At 29.6% G+C, this 19,493-nt stretch carries 27 protein-coding genes; 3 read left to right on the top strand and 24 right to left on the bottom strand.

Annotation, left to right across the window (positions count from 1 at the left end; all coding sequences use genetic code 11):
- Positions 1-7: 7 nt before the first annotated feature.
- The 22 genes from FMAG_RS04695 to FMAG_RS04590 all read right to left on the bottom strand — a co-directional run bounded on the left by FMAG_RS04695 (position 8) and on the right by FMAG_RS04590 (position 16,025).
- Complete coding sequence (locus FMAG_RS04695) at positions 8-337, bottom strand: hypothetical protein (protein ID WP_005884530.1); 330 nt, start codon at positions 335-337, stop codon at positions 8-10.
- A gap of 124 nt (positions 338-461) precedes the next feature.
- Positions 462-845, bottom strand: a complete 384-nt coding sequence (locus FMAG_RS04690; RefSeq protein ID WP_005884528.1) for a hypothetical protein — start codon at positions 843-845, stop codon at positions 462-464.
- A 9-nt stretch (positions 846-854) separates the two neighbouring features.
- Entirely contained in the window at positions 855-1,373 is a 519-nt protein-coding gene (locus FMAG_RS04685) for a phage major tail tube protein (RefSeq protein WP_005884526.1), read from the bottom strand.
- Positions 1,374-1,397: 24 nt separating this feature from the next.
- Complete coding sequence (locus FMAG_RS04680) at positions 1,398-2,816, bottom strand: phage tail sheath family protein (protein WP_005884524.1); 1,419 nt, start codon at positions 2,814-2,816, stop codon at positions 1,398-1,400.
- On the bottom strand, positions 2,816-3,100 hold the full coding sequence (locus tag FMAG_RS04675) for a hypothetical protein (protein WP_005884522.1): 285 nt from the start codon (positions 3,098-3,100) through the stop codon (positions 2,816-2,818). Before FMAG_RS04675 ends, FMAG_RS04680 begins: the two co-directional genes overlap by 1 nt.
- The gene (locus tag FMAG_RS04670) at positions 3,090-3,593 is read right to left on the bottom strand and encodes a hypothetical protein (RefSeq protein ID WP_005884520.1); all 504 of its coding nucleotides are present in this window, start codon (positions 3,591-3,593) and stop codon (positions 3,090-3,092) included. The genes FMAG_RS04675 and FMAG_RS04670 overlap by 11 nt, the downstream gene beginning before the upstream one ends.
- Complete coding sequence (locus FMAG_RS04665; protein WP_005884518.1) at positions 3,590-4,162, bottom strand: phage tail protein; 573 nt, start codon at positions 4,160-4,162, stop codon at positions 3,590-3,592. Before FMAG_RS04665 ends, FMAG_RS04670 begins: the two co-directional genes overlap by 4 nt.
- Position 4,163: 1 nt before the next feature.
- Entirely contained in the window at positions 4,164-4,499 is a 336-nt protein-coding gene (locus tag FMAG_RS04660) for a hypothetical protein (RefSeq protein WP_235242846.1), read from the bottom strand.
- Positions 4,483-4,725: a hypothetical protein gene (locus FMAG_RS04655; RefSeq protein ID WP_005884514.1), complete on the bottom strand. Its 243-nt coding sequence runs from the start codon at positions 4,723-4,725 to the stop codon at positions 4,483-4,485. The genes FMAG_RS04660 and FMAG_RS04655 overlap by 17 nt, the downstream gene beginning before the upstream one ends.
- Before the next feature lie 30 nt (positions 4,726-4,755).
- Complete coding sequence (locus tag FMAG_RS04650) at positions 4,756-5,781, bottom strand: major capsid protein (RefSeq protein ID WP_005884512.1); 1,026 nt, start codon at positions 5,779-5,781, stop codon at positions 4,756-4,758.
- A gap of 12 nt (positions 5,782-5,793) precedes the next feature.
- Complete coding sequence (locus FMAG_RS04645; protein WP_005884510.1) at positions 5,794-6,126, bottom strand: hypothetical protein; 333 nt, start codon at positions 6,124-6,126, stop codon at positions 5,794-5,796.
- A 10-nt stretch (positions 6,127-6,136) separates the two neighbouring features.
- Entirely contained in the window at positions 6,137-7,222 is a 1,086-nt protein-coding gene (locus tag FMAG_RS04640; RefSeq protein WP_005884508.1) for a head maturation protease, ClpP-related, read from the bottom strand.
- The gene (locus FMAG_RS04635; protein WP_005884505.1) at positions 7,215-8,714 is read right to left on the bottom strand and encodes a phage portal protein; all 1,500 of its coding nucleotides are present in this window, start codon (positions 8,712-8,714) and stop codon (positions 7,215-7,217) included. Before FMAG_RS04635 ends, FMAG_RS04640 begins: the two co-directional genes overlap by 8 nt.
- A 10-nt stretch (positions 8,715-8,724) precedes the next feature.
- Positions 8,725-8,943, bottom strand: a complete 219-nt coding sequence (locus FMAG_RS04630) for a DUF6148 family protein (RefSeq protein WP_005884503.1) — start codon at positions 8,941-8,943, stop codon at positions 8,725-8,727.
- Positions 8,940-10,718 carry a phage terminase large subunit family protein gene (locus FMAG_RS04625; RefSeq protein WP_005884500.1) on the bottom strand — a complete coding sequence of 593 codons (1,779 nt, stop codon included), beginning with the start codon at positions 10,716-10,718 and terminating at the stop codon, positions 8,940-8,942. Before FMAG_RS04625 ends, FMAG_RS04630 begins: the two co-directional genes overlap by 4 nt.
- Positions 10,699-11,163, bottom strand: coding sequence for a hypothetical protein (locus tag FMAG_RS04620; protein ID WP_005884498.1), 465 nt, complete (start codon positions 11,161-11,163; stop codon positions 10,699-10,701). Before FMAG_RS04620 ends, FMAG_RS04625 begins: the two co-directional genes overlap by 20 nt.
- Before the next feature lie 145 nt (positions 11,164-11,308).
- Positions 11,309-12,058 carry a helix-turn-helix domain-containing protein gene (locus tag FMAG_RS04615; protein ID WP_005884495.1) on the bottom strand — a complete coding sequence of 250 codons (750 nt, stop codon included), beginning with the start codon at positions 12,056-12,058 and terminating at the stop codon, positions 11,309-11,311.
- Positions 12,051-13,370 (bottom strand): DNA modification methylase, encoded by a 1,320-nt coding sequence (locus tag FMAG_RS04610; protein ID WP_005884493.1) that lies wholly within the window; start codon positions 13,368-13,370, stop codon positions 12,051-12,053. The genes FMAG_RS04615 and FMAG_RS04610 overlap by 8 nt, the downstream gene beginning before the upstream one ends.
- 176 nt (positions 13,371-13,546) lie before the next feature.
- Positions 13,547-14,626: a hypothetical protein gene (locus FMAG_RS04605; protein WP_005884491.1), complete on the bottom strand. Its 1,080-nt coding sequence runs from the start codon at positions 14,624-14,626 to the stop codon at positions 13,547-13,549.
- 218 nt (positions 14,627-14,844) lie between these two features.
- Positions 14,845-15,078, bottom strand: coding sequence for a hypothetical protein (locus FMAG_RS04600; RefSeq protein WP_005884489.1), 234 nt, complete (start codon positions 15,076-15,078; stop codon positions 14,845-14,847).
- A 37-nt stretch (positions 15,079-15,115) separates the two neighbouring features.
- Positions 15,116-15,295 (bottom strand): hypothetical protein, encoded by a 180-nt coding sequence (locus FMAG_RS04595; protein WP_005884487.1) that lies wholly within the window; start codon positions 15,293-15,295, stop codon positions 15,116-15,118.
- Between the two features lie 136 nt (positions 15,296-15,431).
- A complete protein-coding gene (locus FMAG_RS04590) occupies positions 15,432-16,025 on the bottom strand; it encodes a hypothetical protein (RefSeq protein WP_005884485.1) in 594 nt (197 codons plus the stop codon).
- Between the two features lie 568 nt (positions 16,026-16,593).
- Here FMAG_RS04590 and FMAG_RS04585 point away from each other — a divergent pair.
- Positions 16,594-16,839: a hypothetical protein gene (locus tag FMAG_RS04585; protein WP_005884483.1), complete on the top strand. Its 246-nt coding sequence runs from the start codon at positions 16,594-16,596 to the stop codon at positions 16,837-16,839.
- 31 nt (positions 16,840-16,870) lie between these two features.
- On the top strand, positions 16,871-17,233 hold the full coding sequence (locus FMAG_RS04580; RefSeq protein WP_005884480.1) for a hypothetical protein: 363 nt from the start codon (positions 16,871-16,873) through the stop codon (positions 17,231-17,233).
- 233 nt (positions 17,234-17,466) lie between these two features.
- On the opposite strand, the gene FMAG_RS04575 is transcribed toward FMAG_RS04580, so the two are convergent.
- Together FMAG_RS04575 and FMAG_RS04570 are read right to left on the bottom strand one after the other, a co-directional pair.
- The gene (locus tag FMAG_RS04575; RefSeq protein WP_005884478.1) at positions 17,467-18,639 is read right to left on the bottom strand and encodes a hypothetical protein; all 1,173 of its coding nucleotides are present in this window, start codon (positions 18,637-18,639) and stop codon (positions 17,467-17,469) included.
- A 112-nt stretch (positions 18,640-18,751) separates the two neighbouring features.
- Entirely contained in the window at positions 18,752-18,979 is a 228-nt protein-coding gene (locus FMAG_RS04570) for a helix-turn-helix domain-containing protein (RefSeq protein ID WP_005884476.1), read from the bottom strand.
- A 254-nt stretch (positions 18,980-19,233) separates the two neighbouring features.
- Between FMAG_RS04570 and FMAG_RS04565 the strand changes: the two genes are divergently transcribed.
- Positions 19,234-19,476: a hypothetical protein gene (locus FMAG_RS04565; protein ID WP_005884474.1), complete on the top strand. Its 243-nt coding sequence runs from the start codon at positions 19,234-19,236 to the stop codon at positions 19,474-19,476.
- Positions 19,477-19,493: the final 17 nt, after the last annotated feature.

The following is a 19,493-nucleotide window of genomic DNA, read 5'->3' as shown; positions in this document are numbered from 1 at the left end:
CCTAATTTTAAATTATTTTTGATAGTATACATCCAATTATTATGGATAGAATCAATGTAATAACTACCCAATAAAAAGTTCCTATTATAGCTAGAATAATGCAAATCAAAACAGCTACAACCCAAAATATTTTTGGAATAAATACTATAAATTTCTCAAGAAGTGTCAATTTAACTTTTTTATTTCCAGCTAAGTATTCATCAATTCTTTTAGAGGATTCATAGGTTTCCTTTTCTATTCTGTCTTTAGCTTTGGCAGAGTTTTCCTTATATTCCAAAGAAATTTGTTTTATATCTGTTTTTACTCTTCTCCATTCTTCTTTTAAGCTATTTACCATACCATCCACCTCTTACTATGATTATACTGTATAAACATAATAAGAGCAACCACTTATTTATTTTTTTCATCTAGTATTTCATTAATAGTTTCTAGCCATTCAGCCCACTCATAAACTGGGAGATCTAGCCAATATTCGAGGCTTGTTCTTGTTTCTTTAGCGATAATAACTCCGACTTTTCTGATATCAGATCCGTTAAGATTTCCCAGTCCAAGCCATCTAAGAAACCCTTGACTACCCCCACAATTTTTAAGAAGTCATCTCCAGGTAATCCTGATAACTCATTATATCTACACCCTATTATTCTAGCTGCTATATATCCTTGATAAGATTTTAAATTTTCAAATGGGATATTACTAGGAAGCCCAAGTCCTTCATTCAATAAGAATTCTCTTTCTGCTTCTAATACGGCTCTTGCAGTAAAATTCTCTTTAGTTATATTTACTTCCTCTATTCTTTTTTCTGAACCATCAATATTTTTAATAATAATTGGTTTACTTAATTTCATTTATCCTCCTTACATTCCCATAGCAGCTCTTAAATCTGCTAAATAATCTACTCCTTTTATTTTACAAATCATATTTAATTTATCTATTTCAAGAACTTCCTCTCCATCATATTCAACTTTCAAATAATCAACAGCAAATTCTTTTTTACTATCTGTAGCTTTTCCAACTGATACCTTTCCTAAAGACATTGTTTTTGGAATACCTCTTGCAAAAATGCTTAATTTCCCTTGCTCTATTTTTCCTGCTGTTTTATCAAAAGATTGTATTCCAGCCTTTATTTCTAGATTATAAGCTCTTGGTTCAAGAAGTGTAAAATCTTCTCCTATTAAAGCTCTTATATTCAATCCTAAAGTTAAAGGGGAAGTATGTCCTGCAGTTATTGATTCAATCTCTCCTGCAATTCCAGCTCCTGAAATTGTTTCTGTCATAAATTGTAACTCTGGTAAATCAACATCTACTAAAGCAGTTTGTGTTCTACTACCATCAGTATATAGCATATAGTTACTTAGTTTTTCTGGTATAAGCATTATTTATCACTCCTCAAATTGTTTTTAAGCTGAAAATAGATTATTATAATAGTTTGTATCTATTTCACAATCAAACTCAGCATATTCCATAGGTAATGCTGGACTAAAATAAATTTTAAATTTTACTTTTCCATCTAATAATGATGTTATAGGGTTATCCTCTTCTCTGAACTCTATTCTTCCACCTATTAGCATTCCAGAGGCTTGTAAACCATTCAACCATATATTTATACTATCTTTAAAGTTCTTTATGAGATTATTATTTGTAGGTTTATCTATTTTATCCCAGAAGTTTGTAATTAAAGTATTATTCAAGAAATTAAACATCATTCTTGAAGCTATAAAATTATCTTTAGCATCCAGCAGTGATGGATAGCATCCTGTTCTATTCCCCCAAGCTTTCCATCCACCTATCCAGTTAATAACTGTTCCTATTCCATTACCATTAAGATAATTTGCCTGATTAATAGCTAATAAAACATCTGTGCCATTTGCTAGACAAGTTCTATCAGCTTTTATATTAATATTTGATGGAGAACGATAAGGTACACCATTAGACTCAGATGCTAATTGTTGAATTAAACAAGCTATTTGAGTAGAAATATGGTATTGTAATTCACCAAGTGCCACTTTAGGATAATATACTGCTAAATTAGTTGAACTTAGATTATTAGTTTCTTTAGTAGCAGGAGCTTCTGTATATTTAGTAATTGTTTTAGTGTCTATATCTACTAAAGCCAATGCTTTAAAATGTCCATTTATCAATTTCGCTTTTGTTTCCATGACAGCAGCAACTGTGCTATCAGTAGAATATTTTGGAGCTAGTACTAAGTTTGGAACTAATCTAGTTACTGGGAATACATCTTCTATACATTCCAATCCTTTATTTCTACCTGTTCCTGCATCTATTCCCCCAATGATATCATCAGCTTCTATCATGCTTGGGTCTAATTTATCAAAAGCTATTTGAATATTATTTCCTTCTGGCAATTCTTCAGCAGTTATTATTAAGTCAACATATCCATCATCATCAAAAGTTGCTATAAACTCCTTTTCTGGAGTTAATTGGATAGTTTCTTTTATAATCCCTAGTTCTTTTATTTTTATAGTTTTATCCTCTCCAATTGGTACACTATCTTGAGTTACACTTTTCTTATGTGTTCCAGGGTCAAGGACATTTATAAGTACAATAGGTGCTACTCCAAATTTGCTAAAATGTGCATCTATGGCTTCACACAAAGTGTAATTCTCAAAGTCTTTTACATATCCAAATGCAGCTATTGCTTCAGCATAAGTATTACATAAAACTACTTTATTTATATTTTTTTCTTCACATAAATTTATAGGAGCTGTTCCTACATAAACAGGTGTTATCCCATCAACTTTTATTGCTGTTATAGCTGTAGGTGTCTCTGTAGTTCCTATTCCATGTTTAAATGCCATTATTTACCTCCTATTTGTTTTAACACTTGACTATATAAGATATTTTCCTTTGTTCCTTTTTGTGCAAATCTTTCTTTTACTTTTGGAAAATTTTTATCTATTTTCACAAACAAATTATCTAGTCCTTTAATTTCTGAGATAGCATTTTTTACATTTGAATGCTCTCCCTCGTATATTTGTCCTGTAATAAGTCCATATTTTTTTAAATTTGGACCCAAATACATCTTTTTTTCAGCTTTTTTTATTACTTTTTTCTCTTCGCTTTTAGTTGTCTTATTCGCCATTTTTCCCCCAATCTTCTCCGTATATAAAATCATCTGCATCGGTTCTATAAACATTCTTTGCAACTATATGGAAATTTAAGTTTCCTGCCCAAAACGGATACATTTCTTCATCAGAAATATTCCATTCATATGTTGGTAATATTTCAAATTCTTTTAAAATTATTCCTTTTTCTATGATAGCAGTGGATATTTTTTCTATAATTTCATATATTGTTTTATATGCTACACTAGTATCAGTTTCATAGATAACTACACCTATAGCTAGTGTTAGTAATTTTTCCAAGAGAGTATTTTTCCCATTAGGAGTTTTTATAATGACACAAGGGATAATATCTTGTAGTGCTTCTCTTGGCTGATTTCCAATAATAACAATTGGAATCCTTTCTCCCTCATTTTCACCCTCACTTTTTGGATGTAACTTTAGTTTATACTCTTTGATATTCTCTTCTATTATTTTTTTTAATTCCTTTTCTAAGTCAAATATCTTCATCATACATATCCTTTTAAAATCCTATTTATTTCTCTTTCAAGGTTTTTCTCTAACAGGGTATCAACCTCATTATTACTTTTTATATATTCCATAACACTTTCATTTCCAAGCATTTGTGGAATACTTAATGTCTTTAACTCTTCTATTTTTCCACTTTCTTTTTCTTGAAAAATCCCTTTATGACCATTTTTCATTCTAGCTATAAAGGGTTTTCCCTTTAGATTTTTCTTTCCTCTGACTCTTTGTGTTCCAGAAGTTTTTTTGATAAGAACTTTTATTTCATTCTCATTGTTAGATTTTAAAAATTTATACAATGAGAGCAAAGGAGACCTAGATTTGATAGACCCTGTTATTTTCATTGGTATAGCTTTTTGTACAACCATAGCTTTTTCAACCTCTGTTGATTTTATTCCATAGTTATCTGTTACTTCTTTTTTTACATTTTTTTTCAAAGTAACTAAGCTTCTATTAATTGCACTACTTGTAGCTTTCTCTACTCCATTAGGAATGTCTTTTAATAATTTTTCTACTTTTGCAAGGTTTCTTATCTCAATAAAATCTTCTCTTGACATATTAATACCCTCTATTTTCAGATAGTTTTATTATTCTCATTCCTTCCTCTACATAACTATCGTTTATGATATATTGTGAAGAGTTGACAGTAATACTTTTACCAGTTTTAAATTTTTTAAACTCATCTTTTTCTTTTAAGTAAAGTATAATGGCAATAGCTTCAGCTATTCCATCTTCTACAATTGAAAAATCTTTCTCTGGATGCTCTATTACTGCAGTATACTCTATATCATTGATAGTTATATTTTCTCCAAATTCATCAATGTTAAGGAAGATATCAATATCTTCCCTTAACATTTTTTTAAATGGAGATAATTCACTACTCCTTTTTTCCACCTTTTCCTCTTCCACCATTTTTTACCTCTTTTTCTTTATTCTCTTCTGGAACTACTACTTTTGGAATTTCTTCTGTGGTTTTTTCAGTAATTTCCTCAATATCATCTTCTAAAACAATGAGAGTTCCTGTTTTAATCACATATTCTTTTTCTTTTTTATCTAAAGAAATTTCAGTAACTTCTCCAATTTTATATTTTCCATATTTTCTTAAAAATTTTACTTTCATGTTCTAACTCCTTTTTCGTAACTTTCGAAATTACTCTGCATCACATACTACAACTGAGAAATAAGCATCTAAATCCATTGGTTGTAATACTGGTCTTGATTCAGTAGAAATAATTTTAGATTTTTTATTTGGTGTAGAAACATCACTAAATCTCTGAACTATATGCATGTCTGTTTCTCCCATATTGATAATTGGTGCATATAATATTTCCCCACCGACAGGAGCTCCTATTATCATATTTGTAGGCATTAATTGAATTGGTTTCCCATCATGTCCTATTACTTTTCTTGAATATCTAAATAATTCGACACCATATGTTTTATATGTTCCTAACCACACTACCCCTGGGTATTCTCTAACAACTGTTTTTACAAATTCGGATTGTAAATCTTTACTCAACATATCCTTTTTAAATTCAGAAGAGTTCATAAATTTTTCAGCAGCTGCCATTCCCATAACAACATTTCTTATAATTATTCCACTCTCTTCAGCTTCTGCTAATATTTTGTCTAAAGATACAAGAGGATTTACTCCAGATTCTCCCCATTTACTTCCCCCAGGCAGAGTTGATTGATTTTCTAATCCATAATCTACTTCATAACTCTCTTCTCCTGTAGTAGAAGTTACTTTCCCTGTTGTTAAAAATTGTGCAACCATTAATTCTTCTTTGTTTGAAATATATTTTTCCTGGTCAGCTAATATTTCAGCAATTCTTTTTCCTATTCTTTGTGATGGATTATATTCTCCAGTAACATTCATTCCAGCTTCTCTGACAAAGTAATCTTTAGGACCTAAAGTTCTCTCAACAGCAATATTAGGTGCTGTAATTAAATTAGTTTTTGTTTTTCTATCTACTATTGGTTTCCCTAGCTCTAAAGGTGTTACAAATGCAGCTATATGTTCTCCTGATTTTGTAATTTCAAGCATAATCTCTTCAGTTGTAACAGTAGAACTTTTACTAAAAAATAAATCCTTTAAAAAATTTTTTCTTATTGGAGCTTGTTCTCTTATTTTTCTTATTGTTTTTGGTGTATATAAATCAAATCCTTGTGGCATTTTTTCCTCCTATTATCTTAAAAATATTCCTATTTTTCTTAATTCTTGCTTAAGTTTCAGTTTTTTACCTGCATCTGATGGAAGCAAAACAAAGCTTTCCATTAAGTATGCTGACAATATACATTCGCAGTTTACTGGATCACTTGAAAAAGTAACTTTTTGAGTGGCTACTGCATATGGTGTTGTATATGTAATTTCATCATATTTACCATAATTTCCTTCGGCATCTACCCCTATTACATCTCCTTCAACTACTGTTGTTTTAAGAGGCAAACTTTGAGCAACTAAGGGGTAATCTCCATAAAAAATTTGTTTTTCTTCATTTGTATATTTAGTATTATTCATTTTAAACCTCCTATTTTATTCCTAATTCCGCTAATGCGGCACTTATAATATCATTTTCTAGCTGTTCTTTAGAGTTTCCTAGTGTTCCAGATTGAATATTATAAATTCCAGCATCTTTTTTCTCTTGTTCCATTTGAGCTATTTCTCTCCCTGCTTTTTCAGCATTTAAGTTATACAGGTCAACTATTACATCTCTATAATCTCTTACTTCATCAAATTTAGCTTTGTCTACTATTTCTCTTGCAGCTTCTGAAGTAACTTTTATATCATCTAGTGCTTTTATTCTTTTTCTTTCTTCCTTAATAGCTGCATCAATAGCATTTTTTACAGTGTCTGTTCCTTTGATTTTGTCAATTACCTCTTTCTCATAAGCTTGTAAAAGTTCTGGGTGTTGCACTTTTAAATCTTGCAGTGTCATTTTTTCCTCCTTGTTTTCTTGTAAAATATCTTTTAATTTTTCTGGGATAGCTAGATTTTTAAGTTCTGGGGTAAATACATTTGAAATGTTTAAATTACTTATAGAACTATCATAATTAGCTATCTCATCTATAAAACCAGCTTGCAAAGCTTCTTCAGCTGTATACCAAGTTGTTTTATCCATTTTTTCTGCTATCTCATCTCTTGATAATTTGCATTTCTCTTCATATAAGTCTAAAAGATTGTCTTTTGTTTTATTCAAGTGTTCAATAGCTTCGTTCATTTCTTCGACGTTAGCATATCCCATATACATTAATGGGTTGTGTATCATAAAATAGCACCCTTTCCCCATTATTGTTTTATTAGCTGCTAATGTTAATATCGTGGCAGCTGAAGCAGCCATTCCATCTATATAAGCTGTCACTTCTTTTCCTTGAGCAAATCTTTTTATTTCGTGATACATAGCAACAGCTTCAAACACATCTCCACCAGGAGAGTTTATTTTTAGCTCTAATTTTTTTACATTTTTAAGATTTGCTAGTTGCTTAGAAAATGTTACTGAACTTGTTTCTCCATACTCTTCCCAAGCCCATTTACAAATATCTCCATATACTCTTATTTCTCCTACATCATCAGAGATATTTTTTATTTCAAAGAATGTTCTCTTTTTACTAGGCATTTATATTTCCCCCTATTTCTCTTTTTAACTTTTCTATCTCTGCTATTTTTAGTTCCTCATCTCTTCTTGCTTCAAGTATTTCATCAAAATCCAATCCAGCTTCAGCAGCTATTATTCCTCTTGTAGTTGTGTAATTTTCAAGGCTTTTTTGATTAGCATTAGCTTCTTTTAAAGGGTCTAAAGATGATTTCCCACTTCCTACCCATATACATCTAGTGAAAGCATATCTAATTGCACTGCTCTCAAAGAAATTTGGACAATCTATATCTCCATTTTTTATGAGTTCCAATATAAACTCTTCATAAACAGGTTGACAGAAAGTCCTTTCTAATAGCTTTCTACACACTAAAAATCTTTGGTGTGCTTCTTCTAGAGCTGCTTTTGCAGCAGAGTATGAACTCTTAAAGGAGTTCATTAATACTTCATGAGGTATTTCTAATTGAGCTCCAACTTCTTCATAAATTGCATCCACAAAATCTTTATAAGATTTATTTGGTCTAGTGGTTGTAAACTCTTTGATGGTTTCTCCCTCTTTAGCAATTATCCCTAGTCCATTTTCAAGTTCTATTTTTTCAGTTCTTTCTTTTTTCTCTTCATCACTTTCCCCACCAAAGCTTTTGTTTACAAAGCCTTCTGGGTCTTTTGTTTCAACAATAAATCCTAGACTAGCATTTATTACTGCCGCTTCTAATTCAGCACTCTTATACCTTCCTAATTTCTTTATTGGAGCTATTATCCCAGCTAAAAGAGGAACACCTCTTCTTTGCCCTATTCTCTCTGGTTCAAAAATATGTAAAATATTTCTTCTTCCTAAAGAGTTAAAAGCTGGATATCCTGTTACTTTTGTATAACAATCTCCAGGATGCTTATCCGCAATATAGTATTTCAGTAAATCTCCATTTTCTGAAAACTCTACTCCTGCTTTTACTAAATTATTTGAAACAGCATGAGGATTTAGAACTCTATCAGCTTCTATTAGTTGTAGACATAAATCTATATCTACTCCTGTTCTCTTTTTTCTTTTTGGAATAACAAAGGCATCTCCGTTCATTATCCAACTTAATTGAATTAAGGCTTGTAAAATAAAGAAGTCATGCATACGATTATAATCAGCATTTGCTGATGAAGCCCAGGCATTGAATTTTGTTTTGATTATTTTTTCAATTTCTTGAGCTTTTTCTTTAGAGATACCTATGATGTTGTAATTAATAGTTGGTTTTGGTAATAATCCTGTTCCAACTATTTTGGTCCTCATTTTCTTTAGAGCAGCTCCAGCTAACTCATTATTCATATACAGGTTTCTAGATTTTGCTCTTAAATCATCTAAATCCCATAAAATATCATTGTCTGGACTTTCTGATACTACATTCCAGGTTGAAAAAGTAATATCATTTTTGTTACTATATCCAGCCCCACTTATCATTTTTATTCTTTGATAGGTTTCAGCTTTAGGAGTGTTTTTTATAACTCTTCTATTTCTTCTTTTTCCCATTTACTCCACCTTAACCTCTTGGTATAAATTTGACAAATCTAGGACTTCCACTTCCTTTTACTCGTTCTAATCTGTCAGCCCAAGTTTCAATGTTTTTCGAAACTTCCGAAGCATTAACTCTTGTTATAGTTCTATTTCCTATTGTGTAGCTTTGCCCTTTAGCTAAAGCTTCTTCAGCTGCTAACCACATATCAAGGTGCCGTCTGCATTGTTCTTCTGTGAATATCATCTCTCTTCTCCCTTCTTATCCCTTTTGTTGTTAAATCTATTTCTGTTTAAATCTATTCCTAATAACTCTATTGCAGCTGTAGCATAGTTCATTAAATCCAGAGGTTCATTTCTCCTACCTGGAAGTACTTGCCACTCTATCTTTTCTCCTTTAGAAGTTCTTACTTTTACTTTAACCTCTGCTGTTAGTCCTTTAAAGAAATCTATTCCACAACCTTTTAAAGAATCTTTAGGAAAATGACAAGTTCCAGGACCTTCTAAAATTGTCAATCTTGCATAGACTAAATCTTTTAAGGCATTTACTCCTAAGCTTAATAAGTTAATACTAGGGACTCCCTTTTTGGTTGTTTTTCTAAATCCATTAAGGATATTTACTCCATTAGTTCCAAGACCTTTTATAGCAAAAATATTTCTTTTAGATTTTCCAAACACATATTTATATACATTTCCTGTATGATGACCTCCACTATCTATTAAGCAACAAGCAATTGGTAGAGGTCGCTTATTTTTATCTTTAAATGAGAAAGTTCTCTTTAAATAATTGTCTAGTTGTATCCATACATCTTCTTGTCCTGGAGAGCCTGGGAAATCTCTATATTGAACTACATAACTTTCAAAGCCATACCCCCAACCCACTACTAGTAGCTCCAATCTATTATCTTGAACGTCTACTCCAGCTGTTAAGAAAAGGATGTTATCATGGAGTTCTGCCCCATAATCTTCTCTTCTTTCAAATAAAGCTTCATAGTCTAATTGCTCTTCAAGATGCAGAACAAATGTTTCTCCTAGTACTGTATTGGTGAAAGTTCTCATTCTCATCTCATCATCTTTTACTTGAAGATATTCTTCATATATTTCCTTCCATGTTGCCCAAGGAGAAGCTAAAGCATTGAGATGAAAACTTCTATTTTTTTTCTCTTTTGGAAATTTAGCAATCCATATCCCAGATTTTTGATTCTCTCTTTTCCATTCCTCTTCTGTTCCTAATACTCCACAATGTCTACATTCTAATTTAACAACTCCTTCATCATCTCTTATATCTTCCCATTTGAGAGGTTGATACTCCCCACAATGTTTACATTGTAGGCACCACTCTTCCTGGGAACCTTCAAGGTATAATTTTTGTATTTTAGAGGTGGTATCATCAGTTGGTGTGGATACTCTTAGCATTTTTCTATTAAAAAATGTCGCAGTTCTACGTTCAGCTAGTTTTACTGGGTCCCCCTCATCTCCTGCAGATTGAGGAAATCTATCTACCTCATCAAGAAGAGTTATTCTTATAGTTCTAGAAGCTAGACCAGAAGGAGAGTTAGCACCAACGAATCTAACGTATCCCCCTGGGAACATTTTTCCTTGTACTGTTCCTTCTCCTTTTTTATTCGCCTGTTTAATAAGAGTTTTTAAAACTTTTGTATCTCTTATCATTGGCTCAACTCTTTCCTTTGAGAAAGATTTGGCATCATCAACAGTAGGTTGGACAAATAAGATTGAACAAGGGTCAAGGTGCATATATCTTCCCAAGATATTTAACAACATTTCTGTTTTTCCAATTTGGCTGGAACTTTTTATAGTTACAGACTCAGTATGGCTATCTGTTAAACAATTATATATTTCTACCATATATGGTGTTCTATCAGTTCTCCATTTACCAGCTTCAGCAGCTCCCTCTTGTGATAATATCCTATATTTATCTGCCCATTCTCCAATTGTTAAATTTGGAGCTGGTTTTAAGACTTTTAATAAATCTTCAAAAAAGCTAACTGTCCTCTGTTCCATCTGTTTCAACCTCTATTGCCCTTAAATTTTTATATTCAGAAAGCTCTTCAAGTGCTTCTGAAATATTTTTTCTCAAAATCTCTTCTATTTCTCTACGATTAGATTTATTTAAAAGTTCTATGCTTGCTTTAACAGGAATGGCTGTCATCTTTTGTTTAAATCTTATTAGCATATCTGTAACCAAGATAGCTATGTCATCTGCCCTGTGATACTCTCCTTGTAAGATGCTAAGTTTAAATTTTTTAGTTTCTGTTTCTACTTTTCTAGCTTCAGCCACTTCATCATCTCCAGAGGTATTTTCCACATAGATTTGTATGACTTTCTCTAGGTCATACATTCCAGGTTGCACTCTAGCTTCTTTGAAGTAAGTTCTTACTTTTCTTTCTGAAAAGCCAAATAGCTTGGAAAGTCTATTTTCAGATGCTATTACCTCTGGTTGATTCATTTCTCTTTTCTCCTTTGCAAATTTCTTACTAATTTTTCAAAAATTTTCTAAAAAAAATTTTGGCAAACTCCAAAAATCCTGGGGAACTGAAAACTTTCGGGGTCGCAAGCCCCTCGAGCTGTAATCCTGTAGACAGTACCTTGAATTATTTGAGGACTTTAGGTTGATTATCATCATCTTTTAACTCTTTTTCTAGCTTTTTAGCTTTTAACTCTGCTAACCTTTGCTGTGCTAACTCAACAGTATTTAACTCATGCTTAGCTTCTAACTTGCTATCATATCCTAAGAGTTTTGCTATATTGGTCCAACCATTTACTGCTGCAGATATACTTATCTCAACTTTCTTTTTAGCATTCTTGTAGACTTTTCTTCCATCTGGATTAGTTTCATCATGGTATTCTGTTTCTGTGTATTCAATCCCATGTTCTGCTTTCTCTGATACCTCTACAAGTTTATTTATTACACTTCTTGCACTTAGCTTCACATCATCTTTTAACTCTTCTCTTAGTTGAGCCATTACTCTTCTTACTTTAGGATTTTTTTCTATATCAGCAGCTTTTGTTTTAGGAGAGTATCCAGCTAACTCTTTGGCTTTCTCTGGACTATTTCCGTGCAGTCTTGCTATGATGTATATTGACTGTTTTTCTGTCAAGCCCTCAAAATTAGATATTTTTGAATTTTCTTCTAATTCTTTGGCTTCTTGAAGATACACAAGATAGTCTTCATAATATCTTCTTACCCAAGTGTTTATAGTATTTTCAGCTATCTTTAATCTTTTAGCTATCTCTCTATACTTTTCTTTCTTGGTTTTACCAAATTTGATGGATTCCAGTTGTAAATATAATTCTAGGACTTGGAGCTTCTGCTTGTCCAAGTTCTCTATTTTTTTACTCATCTATTTCTCCAAAGTTAGATTTTATATCATTCCAAGAGTATTCCTTTCCATCTCTAAGAAGAGTTATATTTTTGTTCACACTTGCAAATCTTTTTACTATGACATCTGCAAATCTTGGATCATACTCCATCAAATAACTTTTTCTACCCAGCTGTTCAGCAGTCATCATTGTACTTCCAGAGCCCCCAAATAAATCTAGGATATTCCATTCTTTTTGAGAGCTATTAACCATTAATCTTGCTAGTAATTTCAATGGTTTCATTGTTGGATGTACATCATTTTTTAAAGGTTTATTTTCTCTGATAATAGTGGAAACATTCTCTAATGTTTTTTGAAGAGTTAGGTACATCTCTAAAAGCTCAGTTTTACTTTTTGATTTCAGACTTTCTATATCTTCTAAGATAGTATCTTGGGAACGGTCTGCTATAAAATAATGTGCTGTCCCGAGTTTCCAACCATAAAGACAAGGCTCATGCCTCCAGTGATAATCTTGCATTGAAAGATTAAAGGCATTTTTTACCCATATTAGACATTGAGATATCTTGAATCCTACTTCTTCACAGGCTCCCCTGAAAGCTTTTGTTTCACTATCAGCATGGAAAATATAAAAGGCTGCTCCATCTCTCATCACTGAAAAAGCATTTGCATAAAACTTTTTTAAAAATTCATAAAAGTCATTTGAACTCATATTATCATTTTTAATTTTTCCAGCAGTTGATTCATAGTTAACATTGTATGGAGGGTCTGTTATCATCAAATCAATGGTTGCTCCATCTACTAACTTTTCTACATCTTCTTTCTTAGTAGAATCTCCACACATCAATCTATGCTCTCCAAGAAGATATATATCTCCAGCTTTAGAGAAGTATTCTTCTTCTACCTCTGGAGTATCAATTTCTTCTATCTCTTCTATTGTTTCAAAGGCATCTATTTCAGCTTTTAATTTATCAAAGTCAAATCCTGTTAAGCTTCTACTCTCTTCATCAAGGTTAGCAAGAATTTCATACAGAACTTCATTATCCCATTCTCCCATTTCAAAAGCTTTCATTTCAGCTACCCTTAATGTTTCAAGAGTGCTTTCTGGGAGCTCTTCTATTCTTATGGCTTTTATAGTTTTAAAACCTAATTGTTTTGCAGCTTCATATTTAGCTGTATCATATAAAATTTCATTATTTGAAGATATAAAGATTGGAATAATAAATCCTATCTTAGATAAAATCTTTTTATATTGTTCTATCTGCTCTGGGGTAGATACTCTAGGATTTAACTTACTAAGTTTAATATTTTCTATTTTTATTTCTAGTATCTCCATAAGGTTTCAACTCCTTTCGTTTTTTCTCGTTAGTTATTTTATATATTTTTTTATTTCACTTTTAGGATTGAAAAGCCCCACACATTATTATCACGCGAGGAAGGTATTTCAAAGTATTGATTTTCCTAAGTTTTTAATTTTTTTTGGCACAAAAAAGGGACATATTTTTGACACCTTTAAGTAGCATTAAAAGTTAAACGCTCTTTGTATTTGCATTTAACTTTTACCTGGTATAATAATATTTTATTTATAAAAAATTCTAATCTTTCTATGTTCCCAAAATTACTTCTTTTTGGACTTCCTTTATTTTGGAACTCTTCTAAAGCTACTTTTATTTTTTGCCTATATCTCTTTATTTGCCGTTCACTTGTTGTTGCTAACTTTGTTACTACATAGTTAACAGTTTCCTCATCAAGAATATGTTCTTGTAGATCTCTAACTAGAAGAGGTAAAGTTCTAGAAGTATAGTCTTTCAACTTAACTTCTAAAATATCAATATCTCTTTGAATCTCAGCTTCAAGACACTTAAAGAGCTGGACTCCAATTTTTTTCAATACTTTTTCTTTTAAAATATCTATAGATATTTCACTTACTCTTGAACTTTTACAAAAATAATTTAAGGCTGTACTAGTTAACCTATGTTCAAGCCTTATGTTTCCACCAAATATTTTGTTCTGGGAATTTTTTTTATTATGTTCATGAGTTTTACTGTATAATCTCATCTTCCAGCCTGGATTCATTTGAAATATAAATCCTGTACTATAAAAAAAATCAAGATTCAAGTCATAGTTCTCAAATCTAACTCCTTGTTGATGAGAAATGGCTCTTCTTAATGATTTATAAAATGTTGAAATTATATTATGATATTCATAAAAACTCTTTACTGCTTCCTGGGTGCAAACTTCTATGAAATCATAATTCAAATCAGAACGAGTGATTTTGATGAGAGAGATATCTTCAATTATGTCTATTAATTTCTCTTCAACTATAATTTTGGAGATCTCATTTTCTAAAGGGTATAAATTGTTTTCTTTCCCATATTTTGAATATGAAAAATCTATTTTTACCAGAGTTTTCCCTAGCTTTTCTTTAACTCTAATCTCATTGAGATTATTTTCATTTAATTTAAAAGTCTGAGTATTCCCTGCAAGTTTTTTAGGTTTGACATCAGCAAATCTTTTTTGGATTCCCAATATGACAAGGTCAGCTTCCACTTCCAGTTGCACCCAGACTGCCGCCCTGTCTAGCCCTACCATTTTTTACCTCGCTTTTATTAAATACTAGATGAAACTCATTATTATGCAGTGTGCAGCAGCTAATTTTTATTTATTCTTAATTTAAATTCAGGAGTTTTTTAGATTAAAAAAAGATTTAATAATGAGTTTCATTTAATATTCAAGTGAAACTTACTAGATATTTTTATTTTATTAAGACTGGATAAGATGGGGAAAGACTAGTAAGTTTCACTCCAATATCAAGTTCTTGTTGATACTACTTTCCATCCTTCTTTATATCTTTCTTTTATAACTATTTTTCTTTGTGGATAATCTTTTTTAGAAAATTTTCTTTTCATTTTTTCTGCAATGCTTATAGCTTTTTTCCAGGTTGATGTTGTTTCTTTATTAAGAACTTCTTCAAAAAATTCATTATTATATTTAATTTGAGAGTTGTAAACAATTATAACAAATTTAATTTTTTCAATTTCCATATACTCTCCTCTTCATTTTATTGCCAATTAGCTTTTTTTAGATTAAAATTTTTTCAATACTGTCCAAAACTTTAGGTTGTAAATTATTGATAGCATTTCTTAATCCCCATGGAGTATATCCTATCTTTTCAGCTAACTCTCCAAATTTAAGATCTTTATCAATTAATTTTTTTTTGATTTCTTTCCACTTTTCTTTTGCTAATTCTTCTTTATCCATTTTTCACTCCTTTACTTTTATTTTATAAAAAAAGCTAATTAGCAATTTTTTCTTTAAAAAAAAGCTTTCACTAAATAAAATGTGAAAGCAATATCATTTTCTATAAAATATCATAAAATAAAAAATAAATCAAGTCTTATTCCAAAATAATTTTCCCAATAACTGTTCCACACTCTCTAATATTTTCTTCTAGATTAACAAAAATTGGGGGTTCAGATTCTTTTCCTAATAAAATATATTCCGTTGGATTTATCATACTTTTCTTTTTTATACAATATTCTCCATTTATTTTATATACTCCACTTTGATTATTTTCTACAAGTCTATATTTTTCAATTAAAATTGTAATATTATCATTTTTTATTCCAATGATTTCTCTATTAAAATTTAAATCTATTTCTTCTATATATCTCTCTGGATTTGTAAAAGCTATTGTTAATTCACTATAAATTTTAACTTTCTTTTTTAGTTGTTTTTCTAAATCTAAGTATCCTATGTCTTGAAATAATCTTATAACATCAACCCCATATATTTTGCATAAGTTTTTTAGTAAGATAGCATTTGGGGTTTTTCTTTCTCCCTTTTCCAGTCTTAAAATATCACTTGTATTTACATTTTGTCCTAATTCTTCTAATTTTTCTTTGACATCATCTAAAGTAAAACTAAGACTTCTACGTTTATTTTGTAAAAATATTCCCAACTTCTTAATATCTTCCTCTGAAAGTTTCATAATAACCACTCCCTTTCTTTTCTGCTTAATTATAGTATACCTCAATATTAATAAAAAAAATAGCTTTTTAGCAACTTTTTTTATTTTTATATTGCAAATTAACTTTTTTAGTGTTATTATTAAATTAATAAAATGCTAATTAGCAATTTTTAAATAAAAAAATACCCCGTAGGGTATGAGGTCAGAATTATCTGTACTTTTTAATCAACCATATCACAATGATGAGAAGCAATCCACCTAGAAGAATTGCTCCACCATCAAAGATGATAGTCAGCTGCTCAATTGTTACAGTCATTTCTGTACCTCCTTAAATATTTGTTTGTCTACCTTGCTTAAGGGCAGAATAAAAGCCCCAATAAATTATTAGGGCTAATATTCTAAGCTTAATCAAACAAACATTTAAGTACCCATACGGGTTCTAGGTAATTAAATTATAGCAAGTTTTTGACAAAAAGTCAAATTGTGATTAATCTACTGAATAGAGTGTCCTAGAGTTAAATAAGACTTGGCGGTCGGTCTAGGATGCTCTCTTGAGTAGATTACTCAAATATTAAAAAGGTGGTGTTTTATGAAAAAATGGATTAGAAAATCCTTAGTAAGAAAGTTAAATAATTTTAAGGGATTAACTCCAGCTAATGTACATAGAGTAGAAACTACAACTATTACATTTTTAAATGATAATAGAATAGTTAAAATCTGCACTATTAAAGATGATGAAGTTATTCTCATTCCTAAAAAAATTTCTAATATCATGGTATCCAGTAGATTTTTTGCTATTAGAGATATTTTAAAAAATTTTTTTAATCAAAAATAAATAGTATTATATTTCTTTAAGTGGAGGATATATGAAAAAAAATAGAAATAAAAATAGAGAGCTATTAATTTTAGATAGAACTAAAAAAATAGTTTTAAAAAATAGCATTTCTTTTTTAAATGAAGTAAAAGAGGACAAGAGAAAATTTTATAATAGGAAAAATATAGAAACATTTTGGGATTTTCAAATAGCAGTAGCTAAGTGTCTAATAATTTATAAAAAAAGAATAATAAAATATAAATATTCCTGTATTTCTAAAAAACGTATAAAGAAACAAAAGGGAATAAAATTAAAAAATAATTATTATTCTACTCAGGCTAAATTAACAAGTTTTTATATAAGCAGAGTTATGAACTTTATTAACCAAAATTCACAAGGAGTTTATTATGAATAAAGATTATTTGAATTATTTTATTTTTACTACATTTGAGCAAATTATTTACCAAATAATAGTTGTTATTATCCTAGATTATTTATTATCCAAAAAATAAACCTTGCTCAATTAGCAAAGTTTATTCAATTTATTATTATTTTTGTATATTTTTACTCAATTGTATCCTTATTAACTTATTTTGGAATTTTTATACTTGCATTTCTTAGCCATAATTATAGCTAAGAAATGAATGCTTAATCTTTATTTTCGGAAATATTTAGAATTACTTTAGCTTTATTTTTTTGTAAATCAATTTTATATTTTCCCATAAGAATAGAAGCCTTATAGTTTTTAGAATTAACAAAATTATCATAAAGAAAATTTAATTTACTTAATATTGTACTATTTATTCTGAGGAAATTACATTCTGGATCCAAAACAAGAAAAGCTCTACTCATATCAGATAAGAATTTTTCATAATTTTCATCTGTATTATCTTCTGATACTATTGTAACTTTTGATAAATTTTGACTTTTAATATCAAAAGTATACTTAACATAATTTTTTTGTTTTGCTGGGATTATAAAATCAACAGTTGTTTTATTAACTTTTTCTAAATAATCCACATTATCTATATCTCCCATACTTAAACGAGAATAATTTAATCTTTCTGGAAATTGTTTAATTGAAATACTAAATGGATATATGTCATCTATCTCCTTTATTTTCAAGTCTGATAATGAGATATCTCCTACTATATATTTTTCTATTTGAGATAACTGGTTTTCATCAAAGTTTAAATTGTTTGAATAAAATGCGACATTAGAAATCTTACTATCATTTTCTTCTAAATAAAGAGTTCCAAAAGTTTGATTTCTATTATTGACAATATAATAAATATAAGTATTATCCTTTTTTTCTGAAGGATTTCCTAATTTAGAAAATATCTCATTTAATGAAGTTCCAACTTTTATTGGAGTTATATTTGAAATTTGATTAATACCTAATTTACCAATAATATTTTTACTCAAAGTTAAATTATAATATTTCATTTGAGGATATAGAGCTTGAATTTCAAAATCATTTTTTCCTAATTTATTAATATTGTAATACAACTGAAAATTATTAGCATCTTTCTCAGGTCTTTTTTGAGTAAATGGAAATTTGAATGTAAAAAAATAATTTTCATAGTCTGGATTCTTCATAATTAAGTCTTCTGCAATATTTTTTAATTGCTCTTCTGTAGGAAGATTATTTTCAAATAGATTTAGAGAAACTATACCTTGTAATTTTACTGAATTAGCTCTTTCCTGATAATAGTCATATGGAATAACTATTTTAGTATCAGGTACTTGAGATTTTCTCTCTTCATCTCCACATCCTAATAATAAACAAATAAACCAAATAAACAACGCGATTTTTTTCATAAAAAATCTCCCCTTATAAAAAATATTTATTCAATAGCATAATCTACTGAATAGAGTGTCCTAGAATTAAAAAGACTTTGGCGGGTCGGTCTAGGATGCTCTCTTGAGTAGATTAGTTCTGTAAAGTTTCTTCATCTGGGATATACTCTATTAAGTCTTGGATATTGCAATTAAAATATTCACAAATTTTTACTATCATTTCTAACTTTAGAGTTTCCATTTTTTCTTCATGGTACAACTTATTTAAAGTTTCTCTACTAATTTTGGAATCTCTAATTAAAGCTGATAAGGAATTTATTTTTTTATCTGCCATTAAATGTCTTAACTTTGATTTTAACATTGGAAACCTCCTTTTTTACTAATTATAACATAAATATATATTTAATCAAATTTAAAATTTGTGGTTATAGAATTAAAATTTAATTTGACAATTTGGTTATAACATTGTATTATATGTTTAAGGAATTATATTATAATTTTATAAATTTAAAATTTAATTCTTAAAAATTAAATAAAAATTTGAAAAATTATATAAAAATAGCAGGAAAATTTTACAGGAAGGGGGGGTGCTAACAAATTACTTAGGAGGATGTTATGAATAGAAAAATTTTTGCAACAATTAAAAAAGCTGAGGAAGAGAAAATTTTAAAATTAAGCTCTTCTGAAAGAGTTGAACAGGTCAATCAAAGTCTATGTGAATTAATGCATTCACACAAAGGAGATATTCAACTATTTAAAGCTTTGTTTGATATTACTGCTGAATTTCTAGCTGCTGTTGATGAAGTGAAAAGCGATTACTTTGAACTTGGTAGAATTTATAAAGATGTTGAAGAGTAGTAATAAAAAAAGAGCAA

The sequence above is a fragment of the Fusobacterium mortiferum ATCC 9817 genome, from assembly GCF_000158195.2.
GTDB classification, from domain to species: domain Bacteria; phylum Fusobacteriota; class Fusobacteriia; order Fusobacteriales; family Fusobacteriaceae; genus Fusobacterium_A; species Fusobacterium_A mortiferum.
This window is presented reverse-complemented; position numbering and strand designations above follow the sequence as displayed.

Bases quoted from the DNA above. Each gene is read 5' to 3' on its own strand.
- FMAG_RS04695 (WP_005884530.1), bottom strand. From the start codon at position 337: ATGGTAAATAGCTTAAAAGAAGAATGGAGAAGAGTAAAAACAGATATA.
- FMAG_RS04690 (WP_005884528.1), bottom strand. From the start codon at position 845: ATGAAATTAAGTAAACCAATTATTATTAAAAATATTGATGGTTCAGAA.
- FMAG_RS04685 (WP_005884526.1), bottom strand. From the start codon at position 1,373: ATGCTTATACCAGAAAAACTAAGTAACTATATGCTATATACTGATGGT.
- FMAG_RS04680 (WP_005884524.1), bottom strand. From the start codon at position 2,816: ATGGCATTTAAACATGGAATAGGAACTACAGAGACACCTACAGCTATA.
- FMAG_RS04675 (WP_005884522.1), bottom strand. From the start codon at position 3,100: ATGGCGAATAAGACAACTAAAAGCGAAGAGAAAAAAGTAATAAAAAAA.
- FMAG_RS04670 (WP_005884520.1), bottom strand. From the start codon at position 3,593: ATGATGAAGATATTTGACTTAGAAAAGGAATTAAAAAAAATAATAGAA.
- FMAG_RS04665 (WP_005884518.1), bottom strand. From the start codon at position 4,162: ATGTCAAGAGAAGATTTTATTGAGATAAGAAACCTTGCAAAAGTAGAA.
- FMAG_RS04655 (WP_005884514.1), bottom strand. From the start codon at position 4,725: ATGAAAGTAAAATTTTTAAGAAAATATGGAAAATATAAAATTGGAGAA.
- FMAG_RS04650 (WP_005884512.1), bottom strand. From the start codon at position 5,781: ATGCCACAAGGATTTGATTTATATACACCAAAAACAATAAGAAAAATA.
- FMAG_RS04645 (WP_005884510.1), bottom strand. From the start codon at position 6,126: ATGAATAATACTAAATATACAAATGAAGAAAAACAAATTTTTTATGGA.
- FMAG_RS04640 (WP_005884508.1), bottom strand. From the start codon at position 7,222: ATGCCTAGTAAAAAGAGAACATTCTTTGAAATAAAAAATATCTCTGAT.
- FMAG_RS04635 (WP_005884505.1), bottom strand. From the start codon at position 8,714: ATGGGAAAAAGAAGAAATAGAAGAGTTATAAAAAACACTCCTAAAGCT.
- FMAG_RS04630 (WP_005884503.1), bottom strand. From the start codon at position 8,943: ATGATATTCACAGAAGAACAATGCAGACGGCACCTTGATATGTGGTTA.
- FMAG_RS04625 (WP_005884500.1), bottom strand. From the start codon at position 10,718: ATGGAACAGAGGACAGTTAGCTTTTTTGAAGATTTATTAAAAGTCTTA.
- FMAG_RS04620 (WP_005884498.1), bottom strand. From the start codon at position 11,163: ATGAATCAACCAGAGGTAATAGCATCTGAAAATAGACTTTCCAAGCTA.
- FMAG_RS04615 (WP_005884495.1), bottom strand. From the start codon at position 12,058: ATGAGTAAAAAAATAGAGAACTTGGACAAGCAGAAGCTCCAAGTCCTA.
- FMAG_RS04610 (WP_005884493.1), bottom strand. From the start codon at position 13,370: ATGGAGATACTAGAAATAAAAATAGAAAATATTAAACTTAGTAAGTTA.
- FMAG_RS04605 (WP_005884491.1), bottom strand. From the start codon at position 14,626: ATGGTAGGGCTAGACAGGGCGGCAGTCTGGGTGCAACTGGAAGTGGAA.
- FMAG_RS04600 (WP_005884489.1), bottom strand. From the start codon at position 15,078: ATGGAAATTGAAAAAATTAAATTTGTTATAATTGTTTACAACTCTCAA.
- FMAG_RS04595 (WP_005884487.1), bottom strand. From the start codon at position 15,295: ATGGATAAAGAAGAATTAGCAAAAGAAAAGTGGAAAGAAATCAAAAAA.
- FMAG_RS04590 (WP_005884485.1), bottom strand. From the start codon at position 16,025: ATGAAACTTTCAGAGGAAGATATTAAGAAGTTGGGAATATTTTTACAA.
- FMAG_RS04585 (WP_005884483.1), top strand. From the start codon at position 16,594: ATGAAAAAATGGATTAGAAAATCCTTAGTAAGAAAGTTAAATAATTTT.
- FMAG_RS04580 (WP_005884480.1), top strand. From the start codon at position 16,871: ATGAAAAAAAATAGAAATAAAAATAGAGAGCTATTAATTTTAGATAGA.
- FMAG_RS04575 (WP_005884478.1), bottom strand. From the start codon at position 18,639: ATGAAAAAAATCGCGTTGTTTATTTGGTTTATTTGTTTATTATTAGGA.
- FMAG_RS04570 (WP_005884476.1), bottom strand. From the start codon at position 18,979: ATGTTAAAATCAAAGTTAAGACATTTAATGGCAGATAAAAAAATAAAT.
- FMAG_RS04565 (WP_005884474.1), top strand. From the start codon at position 19,234: ATGAATAGAAAAATTTTTGCAACAATTAAAAAAGCTGAGGAAGAGAAA.